The organism is Caballeronia sp. AZ1_KS37 (assembly GCF_023631165.1).
GTDB classification, from domain to species: Bacteria; Pseudomonadota; Gammaproteobacteria; order Burkholderiales; family Burkholderiaceae; genus Caballeronia; species Caballeronia zhejiangensis.
In genome coordinates, this window is sequence record NZ_JALQDP010000034.1 from 404,251 (window position 1) to 422,479 (window position 18,229).

18 protein-coding genes are annotated in these 18,229 nt (G+C 65.1%); 12 read left to right on the forward strand and 6 right to left on the reverse strand.

The features are described 5' to 3' along the window. Positions 1-17: 17 nt before the first annotated feature. From NCS00_RS22470 to NCS00_RS22480, 3 genes are read right to left on the reverse strand one after another with little or no spacing between them, the layout of a single operon-like run. A complete protein-coding gene (locus NCS00_RS22470) occupies positions 18-1,346 on the reverse strand; it encodes an NAD(P)/FAD-dependent oxidoreductase (RefSeq protein ID WP_250441018.1) in 1,329 nt (442 codons plus the stop codon). A gap of 21 nt (positions 1,347-1,367) precedes the next feature. Further along, a complete protein-coding gene (gene fabG / locus NCS00_RS22475; protein WP_175981033.1) occupies positions 1,368-2,084 on the reverse strand; it encodes a 3-oxoacyl-ACP reductase FabG in 717 nt (238 codons plus the stop codon). A 4-nt stretch (positions 2,085-2,088) separates the two neighbouring features. Further along, complete coding sequence (locus NCS00_RS22480) at positions 2,089-2,349, reverse strand: phosphopantetheine-binding protein (protein WP_008348277.1); 261 nt, start codon at positions 2,347-2,349, stop codon at positions 2,089-2,091. A gap of 454 nt (positions 2,350-2,803) precedes the next feature. Here NCS00_RS22480 and NCS00_RS22485 point away from each other — a divergent pair, with 454 nt between their 5' ends. The 7 genes from NCS00_RS22485 (at position 2,804) to NCS00_RS22515 (ending at position 10,779) form a co-directional block, all read left to right on the forward strand. Continuing rightward, complete coding sequence (locus NCS00_RS22485; RefSeq protein ID WP_250441019.1) at positions 2,804-3,457, forward strand: COG4648 family protein; 654 nt, start codon at positions 2,804-2,806, stop codon at positions 3,455-3,457. Positions 3,458-3,477: 20 nt separating this feature from the next. Next, positions 3,478-5,160 carry an ApeI family dehydratase gene (locus tag NCS00_RS22490; RefSeq protein WP_250441075.1) on the forward strand — a complete coding sequence of 561 codons (1,683 nt, stop codon included), beginning with the start codon at positions 3,478-3,480 and terminating at the stop codon, positions 5,158-5,160. A gap of 68 nt (positions 5,161-5,228) precedes the next feature. Then, entirely contained in the window at positions 5,229-6,131 is a 903-nt protein-coding gene (locus NCS00_RS22495) for a lysophospholipid acyltransferase family protein (RefSeq protein WP_051079015.1), read from the forward strand. A gap of 4 nt (positions 6,132-6,135) precedes the next feature. Then, positions 6,136-6,720 (forward strand): LolA family protein, encoded by a 585-nt coding sequence (locus NCS00_RS22500; RefSeq protein WP_250441020.1) that lies wholly within the window; start codon positions 6,136-6,138, stop codon positions 6,718-6,720. A gap of 7 nt (positions 6,721-6,727) precedes the next feature. Further along, positions 6,728-9,100, forward strand: coding sequence for an MMPL family transporter (locus NCS00_RS22505; RefSeq protein WP_250441021.1), 2,373 nt, complete (start codon positions 6,728-6,730; stop codon positions 9,098-9,100). After that, positions 9,097-9,909, forward strand: a complete 813-nt coding sequence (locus tag NCS00_RS22510; RefSeq protein ID WP_250441022.1) for a polysaccharide deacetylase family protein — start codon at positions 9,097-9,099, stop codon at positions 9,907-9,909. Before NCS00_RS22505 ends, NCS00_RS22510 begins: the two co-directional genes overlap by 4 nt. A gap of 183 nt (positions 9,910-10,092) precedes the next feature. Continuing rightward, on the forward strand, positions 10,093-10,779 hold the full coding sequence (locus NCS00_RS22515) for a GntR family transcriptional regulator (RefSeq protein ID WP_160172879.1): 687 nt from the start codon (positions 10,093-10,095) through the stop codon (positions 10,777-10,779). A gap of 19 nt (positions 10,780-10,798) precedes the next feature. Here NCS00_RS22515 and NCS00_RS22520 read toward each other — a convergent pair whose 3' ends face one another. Further along, positions 10,799-12,001 carry a mandelate racemase/muconate lactonizing enzyme family protein gene (locus NCS00_RS22520; protein ID WP_250441023.1) on the reverse strand — a complete coding sequence of 401 codons (1,203 nt, stop codon included), beginning with the start codon at positions 11,999-12,001 and terminating at the stop codon, positions 10,799-10,801. 46 nt (positions 12,002-12,047) lie between these two features. Further along, positions 12,048-13,319, reverse strand: coding sequence for an MFS transporter (locus tag NCS00_RS22525; protein WP_008348295.1), 1,272 nt, complete (start codon positions 13,317-13,319; stop codon positions 12,048-12,050). 353 nt (positions 13,320-13,672) lie between these two features. On the opposite strand from NCS00_RS22525, the gene NCS00_RS22530 reads away from it, so the two are divergent. The 5 genes from NCS00_RS22530 (at position 13,673) to NCS00_RS22550 (ending at position 17,477) form a co-directional block, all read left to right on the forward strand. Continuing rightward, positions 13,673-14,041, forward strand: a complete 369-nt coding sequence (locus NCS00_RS22530) for a hypothetical protein (RefSeq protein ID WP_144403678.1) — start codon at positions 13,673-13,675, stop codon at positions 14,039-14,041. A 181-nt stretch (positions 14,042-14,222) separates the two neighbouring features. After that, positions 14,223-14,945: a class I SAM-dependent methyltransferase gene (locus NCS00_RS22535; protein WP_250441024.1), complete on the forward strand. Its 723-nt coding sequence runs from the start codon at positions 14,223-14,225 to the stop codon at positions 14,943-14,945. A gap of 80 nt (positions 14,946-15,025) precedes the next feature. Next, on the forward strand, positions 15,026-16,231 hold the full coding sequence (locus tag NCS00_RS22540; RefSeq protein ID WP_033536216.1) for a beta-ketoacyl-[acyl-carrier-protein] synthase family protein: 1,206 nt from the start codon (positions 15,026-15,028) through the stop codon (positions 16,229-16,231). Further along, positions 16,228-17,025 (forward strand): beta-ketoacyl synthase chain length factor, encoded by a 798-nt coding sequence (locus NCS00_RS22545; RefSeq protein WP_175981052.1) that lies wholly within the window; start codon positions 16,228-16,230, stop codon positions 17,023-17,025. Before NCS00_RS22540 ends, NCS00_RS22545 begins: the two co-directional genes overlap by 4 nt. After that, on the forward strand, positions 17,025-17,477 hold the full coding sequence (locus tag NCS00_RS22550) for an ApeP family dehydratase (protein WP_008348304.1): 453 nt from the start codon (positions 17,025-17,027) through the stop codon (positions 17,475-17,477). Before NCS00_RS22545 ends, NCS00_RS22550 begins: the two co-directional genes overlap by 1 nt. Here the strand turns inward: NCS00_RS22550 and NCS00_RS22555 are convergent. Beyond that, positions 17,450-18,217, reverse strand: coding sequence for a class I SAM-dependent methyltransferase (locus NCS00_RS22555; protein ID WP_175981054.1), 768 nt, complete (start codon positions 18,215-18,217; stop codon positions 17,450-17,452). The genes NCS00_RS22550 and NCS00_RS22555 overlap by 28 nt on opposite strands. Between the last annotated feature and the right edge of the window lie 12 nt (positions 18,218-18,229).

Here is an 18,229-nt window from a genome sequence, read left to right on the forward strand (position 1 = left end):
GCACCGATCGAGCATCATCAATTGGCCGATAGCTCCGCGCGTTGCGCATCGCGCAGATTGCGGCGGCGCTGACGATACGCGCGCAGCGAATTGCGCCAGTCGAGCGCGGCCGAGATGTAATAGATGCCCTTGAATGCACGCAGCGAATGCCAGATCGGCGTCGAGCCGAAGATATCGCCCGCGAGCAGCGACAGCAGCGCTTCCTTCATGCGCAGCGGATTTCTCGGGCCCATGAAGAGATTGCGCATCGTCGGCGAGGTCATGCGATAGATGAACCACGAGAACTCGCGCGGACCGTGACGCACGTCGCGGTCGAACTTCGCGAGCGCGGCTTGCGCGTTCGCGGGATTCGTCAGCGCGGCGTCGATCGCATCCGCGCCCGCGAACGCGCTCTGCATCGCAAGCATCACGCCGGACGAGAACACCGGATCGATGAACGCGAACGCATCGCCGAGCAAGAGGAAGTTGCGTCCGTGCGTCATGTCGCCGGTGTACGAGTAGTTGCCGGTCGCGTGGACTTCGCTGATCAGTTCGGCATCCTTCAGGCGCGCGGCGAGCGGCGGGCACATCGCGATGGTCTCGCGAAAGAACGTCTCGACCGACGTGCCCTTCGGACGCTGCTTCAGATACGCAGGCCACACGACCGCGCCGACGCTCGTCGCGCCGTCCGCGAGCGGAATGAACCAGAACCAGCCGTGCTCGAACCAGAACACGGTGATGTTGCCTTCGTTTTCGCCTTCGTTGCGGCGCGCGTTGCGGAAATGGCCGTACAGCGCCGACGAGTTGTGCCGTTCGTTGCGGCGCTTCGTCTTGAAGTGATTCGCGAGCAGCGTGTCGCGCCCCGAAGCATCGACGACGAAACGCGCCCGCACGTGCTCGATGCGGCCATCGTCGTGTTCGGCGTCGATCGTCGCGCTCGAACCATCCGGCGCGAACGCGACATCGCGCGCGCGGCAGCCTTCGCTCACCTGCGCGCCGTGCTTCGCGGCGTTGCGCAAGAGGATGTCGTCGAGCTCGGAGCGGCGCACCTGATACGCGCTCGGCATCGACTTGTCCCACGCATCGGCGAAAAGGAAACGCTGCATGCGATTGTCGTGCTGCGGCGATACGAACTCGGCCGCGAGCTTGACCATGCCGATGGCGCGCACTTCATCCGCGATGCCGAGCTTTTCGAACAGCCGCAAGTTCGCCGGCAACAGCGATTCGCCGATATGAAAACGCGGATGCCGCGCCTTCTCCAGCACGCGCACGCGATAGCCGCCGTCCGCGAGCAGGGTCGCGGCGGTCGATCCGGCCGGTCCGCCGCCGATCACGACGACATCCCAGGTTTGCGTCGTTTCACTCATCTGCGTCCCTCGGTGTGCTGTTCAGGCGATCCCGCCGTTGATCGACAGGACCTGCCCGGTGACATAAGCCGCCGCATCCGACACCAGATACGCGACCATGCCCGCGATTTCTTCCGCCGTGCCCGCGCGCTGCGCCGGCACCAGTTGCTTGATGCGCTCGGGCGGAAAGGCGCTGCCGAGCATCGGCGAATCGATGACGCCGGGCGCCACCGCGTTCACGGTGATGCCGCGCGACGCGAGTTCCTGCGCGAGCGCACGCGTCGCGCCGATCAGCCCGGCCTTCGCGGCGGCATAGTTCACCTGCCCGCGATTGCCCATTAAACCCGACAGCGACGACATGTTGACGATGCGTCCCCAGCGCGTGCGGATCATCGGCATCAGAAGCGGCTGCGTGACGTTGAAAAAACCGTCGAGCGTGACGTCGAGCACGCGTTTCCATTGCTCACGCGTCATGCCGGCCATCGGCGCGTCGTCGTGGATGCCCGCGTTGTTCACGAGAATCTGCACCGGGCCGTCCGCGAGGATGCGCGCGAGCGCGGCGTCGGTGGCGTCGGGATCGGTCACGTCGAAACCGATGGCATGCGCCGTGCCGCCCGCCGCGCGAATGGCTTGCACGCAGCTTTCAGCACGCTCGATGCCGCCGTTCGCGTGAATCCAGACTTCGTGTCCGGCCGCGCCGAGCGACCGTCCGATGGCTTGTCCGATCGCGCCGCTGCCGCCTGTCACGAGCGCGCGCATGGCCTTATCGCGTGCGATGCGCGGCGACGTGCGCCGCGAGCGCGCCGAGGCTCGCGAAAATCTTCTGATTGTCCGGATTGTCCGAGCGCAGTTCGAAGCCGTACTTCTTCGAGATCAGGAGCGCGATCTCCAGAATATCGATGGAATCGAGCCCGAAACCTTCTTCATACAACCGCGTATCGGCCGAGACGGCCTTGGGATCGACGTCCTCGAGATTCAGTTCGGCGACGATCAGCTCGGCGAGCTCTCTTTCCAGTTCATTCATCGTGTGTACAGGCCAGCGCAGGGAGGCGCCAAGGGCGGCTCGGAAAACGTGCGCCCCGCTTATCCGCACGTCGTCGGCTGCCTGTTATCGAGATAATTGCAGTGGCGAAATTCTAGACGATGCCCCTTGGGACGCCTAGTAGGAAAGGTAACTGGCCGCATGGCATCCGGCACCGGTGTAATTTTGAGAAAAATCAGGGAGTTCGCCGCGTGACGGGACCCCTGCGTCGGTAGGGTAAAATTCGCGCGTCTGACGAATGTAAGATCATCGAACAATCGGTTACAGACCGCCCGCGCACCGGCGCGGGAAAATGATCGTCAGGCGGGCGACTGCCGAGTTTTCTTCAACAACCGAGCGTTCACTAAAGAGCGCCGCAGCCGCATCCCATGTTGCGTACCTTTTTTCATCGACCAGCGGTTTTCGAGCGCCCGTCGCGTCCCGCGGGAGCGTGCCGATGAACGCCACCCGCTTTCTGCGCGCGGCGGGCGTCGTTGCCGCGATCGTCGCGTATCAGCTTGGCGCGCACCATGCCGCGTCCACGCCCGGCGCCCACGGACTCGGCCTCGCGCTCGTGCTCGCACCCCTTTTGTTGATCGCGCTGAACGCCGCCGTGCGCTCGAGCGCGCGCGCGTGGCTCTTGCCGCTCTGGGCGCTCGGCTGCATGGCGCTTTGGCTCGCGCGTGCGCCGCTCACCGCGCATTTCGGCTGGGGGCTGTGGATCGAACACACGAGCTTCAATCTCGCGCTCGCGTGGATGTTCGGCCGCACGCTCGGACCGGGCCGCGAGCCGCTCTGCACGCAGTTCGCGACGATGGTCCACGGCAAGCTGGAGCCGCGCGTCGCGCGCTACACGCGGCGTGTCACCTTGGCATGGACGCTCTTCTTCGTCGCGACCGCGTTCGTATCGACGATGCTGTTCGCGTTCGCATCGATCGTCACGTGGTCCACGTTCGCCAACTATCTCGCGCTGCCGCTCGTCGGGCTCATGTTCGTCGCCGAATACGCGTGCCGGCGCATCGCGCTGCCGGAGATGGAGCCGTCGAGCATCATGGACGCCGTTCGCGCCTACGCGCATTCGATGCAGATGCGTCGCAGCGGAGCGCAGTGATGCCGTCGAATTCATCGCACATGCAGACTTTTCCGCTGGTTTTCCACACATCGCCGGATCAGACCATCGCCTGGCGCGACGGCGCGAGCGTCTCCGTGCGCGACTTTCTCGCCGATGTCCGCGCGCTCGCCGATGCGCTTCCCGAAGGCGGGCATGTGTTCAACGTGTGTACGGACCGGTATCGCTTCACGGTGAGCCTGTGCGCGACGCTCGTCGCGGGCAAGACGAGCCTGCTGCCTTCGACACACACGCCGGAAATGGTGCGCGCCCTCGCCTCGTTCGCGCCCGACGCGTTTTGCCTGCACGACAGCGACGATTGCGCGATCGATCTGCCGCGCTTTCGCTATCCGGAGGTTGCGCACGTCGACGTTTCCGGCGAAGCGCAGGTTCCGTATATCGACGGGGCGCGCGTCGTCGCGTACGTGTTCACGTCCGGCTCGACCGGTGTGCCGGTGCCGCATCGCAAGACGTGGGGCTTTCTCGTGAAGAACGTGCGCGCCGCCGCCGACCGGCTCGGCCTGCTCGGGCAAGCCCGCGCGACGCTCATCGGCACGGTGCCGCCGCAGCACATGTACGGCTTCGAATCGACGGTGCTGCTCGCGCTCATCGGCGGCCTCGCGTTCAGCAACCGTCAGCCGTTCTATCCCGTCGATATCCGCGCGGAACTCGACGCCGTGCCGGAACCGCGCGTGCTCGTCAGCTCGCCGATCCATCTGCGCGCGCTCTTTGCCAACGACGAAGCGTTGCCACGCGCATCGCTCGTGCTGTCGGCGACCGCGCCGCTTTCGGAAAAACTCGCGCTCGACGCCGAAGCGCGCCTCGACGCGCCGCTGATGGAAATCTACGGCAGCACCGAAACGGGCCAGATCGCGACGCGCCGCACTGCGCGCACCGCCGCGTGGGAATTGTTTCCCGACATCGCGCTGACGCCACGCGCCGACGATGCCGACGATGCCGGCGAACCGACCATGTGGGCGTCGGGCGGACACGTCGAAACGCCGGTGCCGATGGGCGACGCGCTCGAACTCATCGACGAGACGCATTTTCTGCTGCACGGGCGCAAGGCGGATCTCATCAACATCGCGGGCAAGCGCACGTCGCTCGCGTATTTGAATCATCAGCTGAACGCGGTGCCGGGCGTGGTCGACGGCGTGTTCTACATGCCCGACGAAACCGAAGCCGACAGCGAACCCGTGCGCCGTCTGATGGCGCTCGTCGTCGCGCCGAGGCTTGCCGTGGCGGACTTGCAGCGCGCGTTGCGCGAGCGCATCGACGCCGCGTTCATGCCGCGTCCGCTGCTGTTCGTCGAAACGCTGCCGCGCAACGCGACCGGCAAGCTGCCGCGCGACGTGCTCACGCAACTGATCGAGCAGGAACGCAAGCGGCGCGCGGCGTTGAGCTTCACCGTGCCGCCGGATCATCCCGCGCTCGCCGGACATTTCCCCGGCCATCCGATCGTGCCGGGCGTCGTCCTGCTCGATCACGCGCTCGACGCGATCGGCGCCGCGCTCGGCACGAGCGTTGACGCGTGCAGGATCGAATCGGCGAAATTCCTGAGTCCGGCGAAACCGGGCGAGGCGCTCGATATCGCCTACGAAACGGCGGCGAGCGGCGCGATCCGCTTCACGATTCGCGCGGGCGCACGCGCGGTGGCGAGCGGCGCGCTCGCGGCGCCGTCCGCCGGGGACGCTCGAGCATCGTGAACAAGCCGCGCAACCGCGACGACTGGGCCGACCGCCAGGAACGCAGCAACCTCGCGTTGCTGCGCTTCATGACGTGGATATCGCTGCGCTTCGGACGGCGCATCGGGCGCGTGCTGCTGCGGATCATCACCGCGTATTTCGTCGTGTTCGCGCCGCGCGCGCGGCGTGCGTCGCGCGGCTATCTGAATCGCGCGCTCGGGCGGCATGCGGGCTGGCGCGACGGGTATCGGCATGTGTTTTCGTTCGCATCGACGATTCACGACCGCATCTATCTGCTCAACGAGCGCTTCGATCTGTTCGATATCCGCACGCACGGCGTCGAGGATGTCGAAGCGGCGCTCGCCGGCGGACACGGCGCGTTCTTGATGGGCGCGCATCTCGGCAGCTTCGAAGTGGTGCGCGCGATCGGGCGGGCGCAGCCGCATATCCGCATCGCGATCACGATGTATGAAGAGAACGCGCGCAAGATCAACGCGATTCTCGCCGCCGTGAATCCGGCCGCGCATCACGATGTGATCGGTCTCGGCAAAGTCGATGCGATGCTCAAGGTGCGCGAGCGGCTCGATGCGGGCAGCCTCGTCGGCATTCTCGCGGACCGCACGCTGCCCCAGGCCGGCGACGCGCTCAGGGAACGCGACTTTCTCGGCGCGCCCGCCGCGTTTCCGCTCGGGCCGCTGCATATGGCGGCGGTGCTGCGCCGTCCGGTCGTCTTCATGACGGGGCTGTATCTCGGCGGCAATCGCTACGACATCCATTTCGAAACGCTCGCCGATTTCTCGACGATCGAGCGCGGCGAGCGCGCCGCCGCCGTCGATGCCGCGCTCACGCGCTATGTCGCGCTGCTCGACAAGTATTGCCGCGCCGCGCCGTACAACTGGTTCAACTATTTCGATTTCTGGCAGACGAGCGCCGCGCAGGACCACGCGCCCGCGAGCGCGGCGCCGCTGCGGGAAGCGACGAGGGATTCCTGAACTCATGCGAATTTTCGCCGCCGTTCTGACGGCCGCCTTGCTGTCGGCTGCATCGACGATCAGTGTCGCCGCCGACGCCCCCTGGACGCTCGATCGCCTGATGAACACGCTCGGCGCGAAGAAATCGGGCCGCGCGCATTTCACCGAGACGCGTTATCTGAAGATCGCGCAGGCGCCGCTCGAATCGTCGGGCGAGCTCGTGTTCGTCGCGCCCGATCATCTGGAAAAGCACACGACGAGTCCGAAGCCGGAGAATCTCGTCGTCGATGGCGACATGCTGACCGTCGACCGCAACGGCCGCAAAATCACGATCCCGCTGCGCAACTATCCGGAACTGGGCGCGTTCATCGAAAGCATTCGCGCGACGCTCGCGGGCAACCGCTTCGCGCTCGAAAATGCGTACAAGGTTTCGATCGACGGCAAAGGCAACGACTGGACGATGACGCTCGTGCCGATCGATTCGCGCATGCAGCAGAAAGTCAGCTCGATCACGCTCGCAGGCACGGGCGCGGCGCTCGCGCGCGTCGAGATTCGCCAGGCCGACGGCGACCGCTCGCTGATGCGCCTGCAAGACGCGTCGGCGCACTGACCGCGGCATGCGCGCGGTCTCGCGGTCCTTGCGTCAGCCGGCGGTCATCGTCTGGCTGTGCTTTCTCGCGGCGTGCGCGGCGATCATCGCGCGCGCGAGCTTTTCCGCCGATCTCTCCGCTTTCCTTCCGCGCACGCCGAGCGAGCAGCAGCGCGTGCTCGTCGAGCAGTTGCGCGACGGGCTCGTGTCGCGGCTGATTCTCGTCGGCATCGAGGGCGGCGATGCCAACGCGCGCGCCGGCCTGTCGCGCAAAATCGCGGCGACGCTGCGCGAGGACAAGCGCTTTTCGGCGATCAACAACGGCGAGCCGGTCGGACAGGCGCACGACGAGCGCTTCGTGTTCGAGCATCGCTATCGACTGAGTCCATCGGTTACGCCCGAGCGCTTCAGCGAATCCGGCCTGAAAGACGCGCTCGCCGACAGTCTCGACCTGCTCGCCTCGTCCGCGGGCATGATGACGAAGGACTTGCTGCCGCACGATCCGACCGGCGAAGTCACCGCGCTCGTCAGCCGTCTCGACAGCGGCGCGCAGCCCGCGATGCACGGCGGCGTGTGGGCATCGCGCGACGGCCAGCGCGCCGTGTTGCTCGCGCAGACCGCGAGCCCCGGTTCCGACACCGACGCGCAAGCGAGCGCGATGGCCGCGATCCGCGCCGCGTTCGACAAGGCCGCGCCGGGCGCGACGCCTTTTCGCCTGCTGCTGACGGGGCCGGGCGTCATCGCCGTCGAATCGCGCGACACGATCATGCGCGACGTGCGCTGGCTGTCGGCGGCGAGCATCGTGCTGATCGTCGTGCTGCTGCTCGCGGTGTATCGGTCGGTGCCGACGCTCTTGCTCGGCCTGATGCCGGTGCTTTCCGGCGTCGCGGCGGGCGTGGCCGCCGTGAGCCTCGCGTTCGGCACGGTCCACGGTCTGACGCTCGGTTTCGGCACGACGCTCATCGGCGAGGCGGTCGACTATTCGATCTATCTCTTCGTGCAATCGGCGGGCGTTCAACGGCGCGAATCGCTGAAGGACTGGGTCGCGGGCTTCTGGCCGACGATCCGTCTCGGCGTGCTGACGTCGATCTGCGGCTTCGCCTCGATGCTCTTCTCCGGCTTTCCGGGCCTCGTGCAGCTTGGGCTGTATTCGATCGTCGGTTTGTCGACGGCGGGCATCGTCACGCGCTTCGTGCTGCCGCATCTGCTGCCGCAAGGCTTCGCGATTCGCGATGTCTCGCGCCTCGGCAATGTGCTCGCGCGTTTCGCCGCGCGCGCGTCGCACTTGCGCGTGGCGCTCGCGGTGCTGCTTTTCGCCGCGCTCGCGACGCTGCTCATGCAGCGGCACGGCTTGTGGAGCCAGGAGTTGTCGTCGCTCAGCCCGGTTCCGAAGGCGAGCCAGGATCTCGACGAACGCCTGCGCGCGGATGTCGGCGCGCCGGACGTGCGCTATCTCGTCGTGGTGTCGGCGGCGAGCGAGCAGGCCGCGCTCGAGCGCGCCGAAGCCGTCGCCCGGCAATTGCAGCCGCTCGTCGATGCCCGCGTGATCGCCGGTTTCGAAAGCCCGGCGACGTATCTGCCGAGCGACGCCGCGCAGCGCGCGCGCATCGCGAGCCTGCCGGATGCCGATACCTTGCGCGCGCGTCTCGCGCCCGCTTTGCGCAATCAGACGATCCAGGTAAAGCCCGAGGTTTTCGAGCCTTTCATCGCCGATGTCGAAGCCGCGCGCGCGCAGCCGCTCTTGCGACGCGCCGATCTGCGCGGCACGTCGATGGCGCTCGCCGTGGATTCGCTTCTCACCGAACGCGACGGCCGCTGGACCGCGATGCTGCCTTTGCGCGCGGCCGAAGGCTCGGACGTGCAGGTGCACCAAATTCGCGCGGCGGTCGCGGCGGCGCGCGTGCCGGACGCGCTTTTCGTCGACATGAAAGCGGAAGCCGATCGCCTCTACCGGAACTACGTGCACGAGGACATTCGCCTGTCGCTCGGCGGATTCGCCGCGATCGTCGTGCTGCTGGTGCTCGCGCTGCGCTCACCGGTGCGCGCGGCGCGCACGCTGGCGCCGCTCGTCGCGGCGGTGATCGTCGTGATCGCGGGCCTCGCGCTCGCGGGCAAGTCGCTGACGATCCTGCATCTGATCGGCATGCTGCTGATTGTCGCGGTCGGCTCGAATTACGCGCTCTTCTTCAACTATCGCGCGCACGCCGAAAACGACGCGGTTTCGCCGCAAACGCTCGTCTCGCTCGTGATCGCGAATCTCGCGACCGTGCTCGGCTTCGGGCTGCTCGCGCTGTCGAACGTGCCGATGCTCAAGACCTTCGGGTTGACGGTCGGTCCCGGCGCGATTCTGGCGCTGCTGTTCTCGGCGATTCTCGCGCCGCGCTCGGGATTGTCGCGATGAACGCGCCCGGCGAGCCGCGCCGCTGGACGCCGACGCCCTTGATCGGCGGCGCGGCGGCCGTGCACGCGGGCGCGCTGGCATCGCTGATCGTCGCGCCCGCGACGTGGCCGTGGGCGGCGGGCGGCGTGATCGCGTCGCATCTCGCGCTGACGGCGGCGGGACTCTGGCCGCGAAGCGCCCTGCTCGGCCACAACTGGACGACGCTCCCCGAATCGGCGGGTGCGTGCATCGCCATCACCATCGACGATGGCCCCGATCCCGACGTGACGCCGCGCGTGCTCGATCTGCTCGACGCGCATCGCGTACGGGCGACGTTCTTCTGCATCGGCGAGCGGGCGCGCGCCTATCCGAACATCGTTCGGGAAATCGTCGCGCGCGGACATGCCGTCGAGAATCACAGCCAGCGGCATCGGCATGATTTTTCGCTGATGGGACCGGGCGCGTTGCGGCGCGAGATCGACGCTGCGCAAGCCACGTTCGAGGAAATCGTAGGCACGCGGCCCCTTTTCTTTCGCGCGCCAGCGGGCTTGCGCAATCCGTTTCTCGAACCGGTGCTGTGCGCGCTCGGCCTGCAGCTCGCCAGCTGGACGCGGCGCGGTTTCGATACGCGCACCGGCGACGCATCGCTCGTTTCGCGACGTTTGCTGAACGGACTCGCTGCGCGCGACATTCTGCTCGTCCACGATGGCCACGCCGCAAGGGACGCGAACGGCGCGCCCATCGTGCTCGCCGCGCTCGACACCGCGTTGCGCGCGGCGGCGGATCGCGGGCTTGTCACCGTCACATTGCGCGAGGCGATCGTCGGATAGACGGCGCGGCCCCTCCGCTCGATTCTGGTGAGCACCCCATTCACTCCGCGCACACTATTGTTTCGGATTGCAAATAAGAATCTTCCGGAAGAGAAAAGCCACAGTCGCAAAGTATGCTTGGATCCGAAGCGATGTGTCTTTTTCCGTAAACAATATGTCGGATGACGAAGATAAGGGGTGACTGTGAGAGGGCTTGAACGAATTGCTTTTGATGCACCGAAGTCACTGGCGGAGATCACCGAGGAGCGGCTACGACAGTTGATCGTCAATGGAGAACTGGAGTTTGGGGAACAAGTCACGGAATCCAGGCTGTCCGACCTTTTTGGCTTGAGCAAAACGCCCGTCCGTGAAGCTCTCCTTCGGTTGAGCATTGCCGGCCTCGTCGAGATAAAAGCGCGGTCGGGAACCTATGTGTTCTCGCTGACGGACAAGAACATCTGCGACATCAGTACGCTACGCATTACGCTCGAACAGGCCGCCATTCGCTCCGCCATGCGCGAGAACGCTGCCCGCCTCATGGAAGAACTGAACCGGAACCTCGACGCTGCACGCGCCTTGCACGCAACGTTCGAGTTGGCAACGTATCGCGCGCTCGATCATGAGTTTCATCAGATTCTCGTCAGGCATTCGGACAACCCTTATCTGATCGATTGCTACTCGACGATAAGCACGAAGGTATTGGCGATGCGCAATCGCCTGACGTTCTCGCGCGAGTACATCAATAAATCGATTGACGAGCATCGTGCAGTCACCCGCGCGCTGGTCGAAAACGATGTCGACGGAGCCTGCATCATTCTTGCAGAACACGTCAACTGTGGCTTCACGGAGCGCACGCGACGTCTGTTGACAGACATCGCGCGAATGCAGTAACGCTGGGCGCGTGGTGTGCTTATTCGATCGTGAAGGCGTGATACCGCTTCACGACGTCATCGTTCAGTTGTTGCCCAAGCCCCGGCAAATCCGGGACTGAGAAGTCGCCGCGCTCGGGTTGATAGTCGTGAATGCACAACTCGCGCACGCAATCCTTCAGGCTGTGCGTGTGATGCTCGTGAATGATGAAGTTCGGTACCGCGGCTTCGAGGTGGAGCGCTGCCGCAGTCGAGACCGGCCCGCCGCAAATATGTGCCTGCATCGTCGCGTCGTACAGGTTTGCATAGTCACAGATTTTCTTCGCCTCCGTCAGTCCGCCGCAAAGGCAAATATCCGGCTGTATCACGGCCACGGCCTGTTTTTCGAACAGATCGCGATAACCCCAACGCGTATAGCAGCGTTCGCCGGTTGCGATCGGGATTGACGTATTGCGCGCGACCATCGCCATGTTGTCCATGTTGAGCGGATGAACCGGCTCTTCATAGAACAGGATGTTGTACGGCTCGACAGTCCGCGCGAACTGGATTGCTGCGTTGACCCCAAGCAGCGCATGCGCTTCGATGATGATGTCGACGTCCGGCCCGACAGCTCCGCGCATGGCCGCGATCCGTTCCTCACCCATGCGCAACTGGTCCGCTCGTAACAGCCCGAAGTAGTTCTGGTTGACTTCCCAATCGAGCGGCGGGCCGCCGTTGCGGTCGACTTGCAACGGGTCGACCTTGATCGCCGTATAACCCTGCGAGACGGCTTTGCGTGCTGCGTCGGCGTACTGCTCGGGGCGTGTAAGCATTTGATGCGTGTCGCTCCAACCGAACTGAAGTTGACTGGCATAGGCGCGCAACCGCTCGTTTGTCTTGCCGCCGAGCAACTGATAGACCGGCGCGCGCAGGGCTTTGCCGCGAATGTCCCACAGAGCGATATCGATCGCGCTCATGCCCGCGTAGAAGACGTTTCCGCCGCCCATGCCCCAAAACGTTGCGCGGAACAGGTTTTCCCAGATCGCTTCGACCTTCATCGGATCTTTGCCGATGATGCGCGGGGCCAGGTCGCGCACGATGCCGACGCCCGCCTTTGCGCCCGCGCCATAGGCCAGGCCGACTTCGCCGATGCCGCTGATTCCCTCATCGGTATTGATACGGATAAGGACCGGATTGAAGCGCGCCATGCGCGGATCGGTTCGGCTGACTTCACAATCGAATATTTCGACGTTCGTTATTTTCATTTATCAATATTCCAGAGAGACTTCGATGGAGCCCGATGCGACGATGTCAAGCGTTCGCGGTTTGCGCCGACGGACCGACCTTCGGTGTCTGGCGAGGAATGCTCATCGTGACCAGCACACAGAACGCGGCGACGCACAAAGCCGCCTCGACCATGAACACGCCATATGATCCGTAAGCCTGAGAGACATGTCCGAGCGCCTGGTTCGCGAGAAAGCCGCCGAGACTGGAGCACGAGTTGATAAAAGCGATGCTCAACGCGAGACCGGCCGGGGACAGCATTGCAGGGGGAATGGCCCAATACGGGCCGTAGAAGCTCAGAATGCCAACGCCAAACAACGCCATGCCAGCCATGCGAAGCGACATGGACGGAACGCTCGCGATGACGAAGAAGCCGACACCCGCAAGCAGCATCGGTAGCGCGGCGTGCCATTTGCGTTCGCCCGTGCGGTCGGAGTGCGCGCCCCAAAGCGGCATCGATATCATCGCGCAGACATACGGCAGCGCCATGATGAGCCCGGTTTGCGTATCGGTCAGGGACGCCGCGAATCCCTTCACCTGCCCCGGAAGCCAGTAATTCGATGCTTGCGAGGCCGCTTGAATCAGCATGTATGAGAGCGCCAGTTTCCAGATCGTCGAATTGCCCAACACCATCTTCAGCGTCGGCTGTTCGTCGGCGCCCTGCGCGCTTCTTTCCCGCTGCAACTCCGCTACGAGCCACGCTCTTTGATCCTTGTTCAGCCATTTGGCATCCGCAGGCGCGTCGACCAGAATGAAGAAAGCCAGACCGCCCAGCAGAATGGTCGGCACGCCTTCGATCGCGAATAGCCAGCGCCAGCCGCCATACCCGGCCATGTGGACGTGCTCGACGATCCAGCCGGACATCGGCCCCGCGACGACCGAGGAAAAGGCAATCGCCATCATGAAAAACGACGTGACCTTGGCTCGCTCGCGAGCAGGGAACCAGCAGGCGAGATAGAAGATCATGCCGGGGAAGAAACCCGCTTCGAACACGCCGAGCAGCAGGCGCGCGATCGCGACGTGGGTCGCAGTCTGGGCAAAGAATGTCAGTGCTGTAACCGCGCCCCACACTATGACGATGAAGCTGATCCAGCGGCGCGCGCCCAAGCGCTGAAGCGCGAAGTTGGCCGGAATCTGGCACAGCAGATACGACGCAAAAAACATCGATGCGATCGTGCCGAACTGGGTCGGGGAAATGTCCAACTCCCGATTCATTTGCAGGGCCGCGAAACCGACATTCACCCGGTCGAGATAGTTGAAGAAGTAAAGAATGAACGCGAACGGCACGATCTTCCACATCACCGTTCGAATGACCTGCGGCCCAAATTCCTGACGCTCCAAAAATGCCTCCCGAATATCGAATGGTCAACATACCTATTTAATATTGACAACACGGTATCCAGCAGCGTTTTCTCCGTCAACCCGAAGTATCTGATGTATGAGATACCAATTTGTGTGCCGTAGCGTGTCACGCTTCGCTTTGTTAAATCTTCGCAATTCTAAACATCCAAGAACGATCGATAGACAACGTCCTATTTGAGCGAAGACCTTCAGTCAGCGAATTTTTCGAAGCCAAAACCGAAACAGGAGAATGAAAGGTGCCAGCGCAAGAAGCATCACGATTTCCAGTGCCCCTTCGCACTCGAGGCAACGTGGTTCAGAATCCGGATGCCGTCGCCGAAGCGAGGCTGTCGTCTTTGCTCGACGCAAAAGCCGTCGCCATACTTGAAGCGACGCCTGAGCTCGACAGCATCATTGAACGCTTGCATCAAAGTCACGGATATCTCGCAAGAGCCGAGGCGGATCTCTTGCATCTGCGGAGCTCGCTCAGGATGCTGGCCACGCAAAAACGGGCCGCGCAAGCGGATATAGACGCGGCAGTCGAGCAAGCAACGACCGCCGTTAGCAGGACCGTCGAAAACCGCGTGCAACTTGCACTTGACGCGTCGCGAAACGGAATAAACGTCAGGTTCTTTTGCGTCGATCACTTCGAGAATCCCGCGAGCGCAGACGGTCTGTGAGGGCCGAAATCTTCGCGCAACGATCGATCCGCGCGCGGATGTGCTTCGTCGCGATGCGGAAAAAAAAACGTGTTCAGACTCGAACATGTTCAACGATCTCCGGCGCTCTCGAAAGATTGAATCTATAGTCGAGGGCTGACCCGTCAGGGGCCGTTGCATACGTGAACTCACCCTCGCCCGAATGCTGCCCGCCGCGCTCATCGAAACCGCCAGCCGCCCCTACCGCGCGGCGGGCCGGTTCGCGTGGCACTTCGCATCGGCCAAGCTGCGTCGCGATCCGTTCTTCGCCCATATCCTCGCGCACGGCCTGATTCCGGATGGCGCGCGCATCCTCGATCTCGGCAGCGGCCAGGGCTTGCTCGCCGCGTGCCTCGTCGGCGCGCACGCGTGGCATGGCGAACACGCCCAGCGTGCGTGGCCCGCGCGCTGGCCCGCGCCGCCCGTGCCGCGCTCGATTCACGGCATCGATCTGACGCCGCGCGACGTCGCCTGGGCGCGCATCGCGTTGCAGGCGCACGAGGCGCGCATCCGATTCGTGTGCGACGACATTCGCGCCGCGCCGTTTCCCGATGCCGATGTCGTCGTCGCCTGCGATGTGCTCCATTACGTCGATGCCGACGCGCAGGTGTCGATCCTCCGCCGCGCGCGCGCCAGCCTCGCGGCGAACGGCGTGCTCCTGCTGCGCGTCAGCGATGCCGCCGCCGGCTGGCACGCGCGCCTCGATCGCGCCATCGATTTCGGCATGCAGATCGCGCGTTCGGGGCGCGCGAACGGTCTGACGGTCCGCAGCGAGGCGCAATGGCTCGCGCTGCTCGGCGATCTGCGATTCGCGGTCTCCATCCGTCAGATGGGCCATGGCGCGCACGACGCCAATCGTCTGTTGATTGCGCGTCCCGCCGGCTGATTGGCAGCATCGTCCAAAGGCCTCGTTTGTTACAATTCATCGTTTTCGAACGCTCCCGACTCAAGGGAAACGAGCCCGTAGTGAATCCTCTTCTGCTTACGCATTTCACCGCGACGAGTTGCGCGGGCCGCGGGCTCGACGCGACGCTCGCCGCGCTCTCGGACGCACGCAGCGGACTCGCGCCGTGCGACTTCGAGGGCGCCGCGCTTGCCACTTATACGGGCCGCGTCGCGGGCATCGAGGATGCGCCGGTGCCCGCGGATCTCGCCGCGTTCGACTGCCGCAACAACCGGCTCGCGCAACTCGCGATGACGCAGGACGGCTTCGACGACCGCGTCCGCGAAGCGATCGCGCGTTACGGCTTGGAGCGCGTCGGCGTGTTCATGGGCACGAGCACGGCGGGCATCCTCGAAACCGAACTCGCCTACCGGCGTCGCGACACCCGGACGGGCGCGCTGCCCGCCGATTTCAATTACGCCAACACGCACAACCCCTATTCGCTCGCCGCTTTCGTGCGCGCCTATTTCGGGCTGCGCGGGCCGGCGGCGTCGGTGTCGTCGGCGTGTTCGTCGGGCGCGAAGGTGTTTGGGTCGGCGCGGCGCATGCTCGAAAGCGGCGTGATCGATGTGGCCATCGTCGGCGGCGTCGATACGCTCTGTCTCACGACGCTCTACGGTTTCAATTCGCTGGAACTGCTCGCGCCGGGTCCGTGCAAGCCGTTCGACGTGAAGCGCGACGGCATTTCGATCGGGGAGGCGGCGGCGTTCGCGCTGCTCGAACGCGATTTGGCCGATCCCGCCGATGACGACGCGATCCGCCTGCTCGGCATCGGCGAATCGAGCGATGCGTATCACATGTCGTCGCCGCATCCGGAGGGACTCGGCGCGCGCATCGCGATGGAACAGGCGCTCGCGAGCGCCGGTCTCGATGCGAGCGACATCGGCTACGTGAATCTGCACGGCACGGCGACGCCCAGCAACGACGCCGCCGAAAGCCGCGCTCTTACGAGCCTGTTCGCGCGCGTGCCGTGCAGCTCGACCAAGGGCGCGACGGGGCATACGCTCGGCGCGGCCGGCGCGCTCGAAGCGGTGATCGCCGCGCTGACGCTGCAGCACCAGATGATTCCCGCAGGCGCCAATACCACCGAGCCGGACCCGGCGCTCGGCCTCGACTACGTGCTGACGACGCGCGCCGCGCCGTTGCGGGCTGTGCTGTCGAACTCGTTCGGCTTCGGCGGGACGAACTGCAGTCTCGTGTTCGGACGCAAGGGAGCGGCATCGGCATGACTCCATTGCGTGCATTTATCGAAGGCATCGGCGTGATTGGTCCGGGCCTGGCCGGCTGGCCCCATGCCGCCGACGTGCTGACGCAGCGCGCCGTTCGCGACGCCGCTCAAACCGTGCTGCCCGCGCCCGCCGGTCTGCCGCCGGCCGAACGCCGCCGCACCGGGCCGGTCGTGCGCGCGGCGCTCGCTGCCGCGCACGAAGCGGTCGCGCAGAGCGGCCGCGACGCCGCGACGCTCGCTGCCGTGTTCGCGGCATCCGGCGGCGATGGCGGGAATTTCCACGCGATCTGCGAAACCCTCGCGAGCGCCGAACCGCAGCTCTCGCCGACGCGCTTCCACAACTCGGTCCACAACGCGCCCGCGGGCTACTGGAGCATCGCGACACGCGCGATGGCCGCATCGAACGTGCTGTGCGCGTACGACGGCAGCTTCGCGGCCGGCTTGCTGGAAAGCCTCGCGCAAGTGAGCGTCGATGGCGCCGCGACGCTGCTCGTCGCCTACGACACGGACTATCCCGAGCCGTTGCGCCAGGTGCGTCCCATCGTCGATGCGTTCGGCGTCGCGCTGGTGCTCGCGCCGCATGAGAGCGAGCGGACGCTCGGGCGCATCGAAGCGCATCTGTCGGACGAGGACGCTTCCGCTTTCGCCGATGCCGATCTCGAAGCGCTGCGCCTGTCGAATCCCGCCGCGCGCGCGCTGCCGTTGCTCGACGCGCTGGCGCATCGGCGGGCGGCGAACGTCGTGCTGGATTATCTCGACGGCACGCAGCTCGCCGTGAGCGTCGAGCCGTCATGATGTTCGGCCGCGACTGGATCGCCGCGCGCATTCCGCATAGCGGCTCCATGTGTCTGCTGGATGGCGTCGTCGCGTGGGATGCAAAGCGCATCCGCTGCACCGCGACGAGTCATGTTTCGCCGGATAATCCTTTGCGCTCGAAGGGACGTCTCGCGTCGGTATGCGGCATCGAATACGCGGCGCAGGCGATGGCGGCGCATGGCGCGCTCGTCGCATCGAACGAAGCGAGACCGCGCGTCGGGATGCTGACCAGCGTGCGTGGCGTGGAAACGCACATCGACCGGCTCGACACGCTCGACGCCCCGCTCGATATCGAAGCCCAACGCATGGGCGGCGACGACAACACCGTACTCTACCGCTTCACCGTTCACTGCGCAGGCCGGCTGCTGCTGAGCGGCCGCGCTGCGGTGATTCTCGACGCCGCTCAGCGCGCCGGTTTCGTCGCGCAATAAGCGGAAAAGATGCCGAGCTCGACGTCGCGGCGCACGTCGATGAAACCGGCGCGCTCGATCGCGGCGATCACATCGGCGGGCGGCACGCAGGCCTCGATCGTGTCCCAGTAATAGCGCATCAACTCGACGCTTTCCCCTTTCTTGCCGACGATGCGCGCGATCGTCGGCACGACGCCGCGCATATAGAACTTCAGCGCAGCGATGCCGATACCATGCCCGGGCCGCGTGATTTCCAGCACGCAGAGCCGTCCGCCAGGCGCGAGCACGCGGAAGTATTCGTCGAAGGCCTTCGAAAGATCGCTTACATGACGCAGCGCGAAGCCCATGCTCAGAAAATCGTAGGCGGCGTTCTCGCACGGCAGATCTTCCGCCGTGCCGATGCGCGTTTGCACGCCGATCGGCAGATGCGCCTCGCCGACCATGCCCGGACTCGGATCGACGCCGGTCACGAGCGCCGGATCGCCGGTGATCGCGACCGCTTCCCTCGTGACGAGCCCCGTTCCCATGCCGACATCGAGCACGCGCATGCCGCGCGCGAGTCCCGCCGATCGCAGCGCGCGATTTCGATACCACGAACCGGAACCGAGCGCCATCACGCGTTCGATCGCGTCGTAGTCGGATGCGGTGCGGTCGAAGATGCCGCGCAGCCAGACGCGCCTTTTCGATTCGTCGGCGTAGTAGGAGGTGAGCGGCTCGTGCGGAGCTTTCTTGTCGAGGGGATCGCGCCGATGAGAGGTCATTCAGTCTCCAGA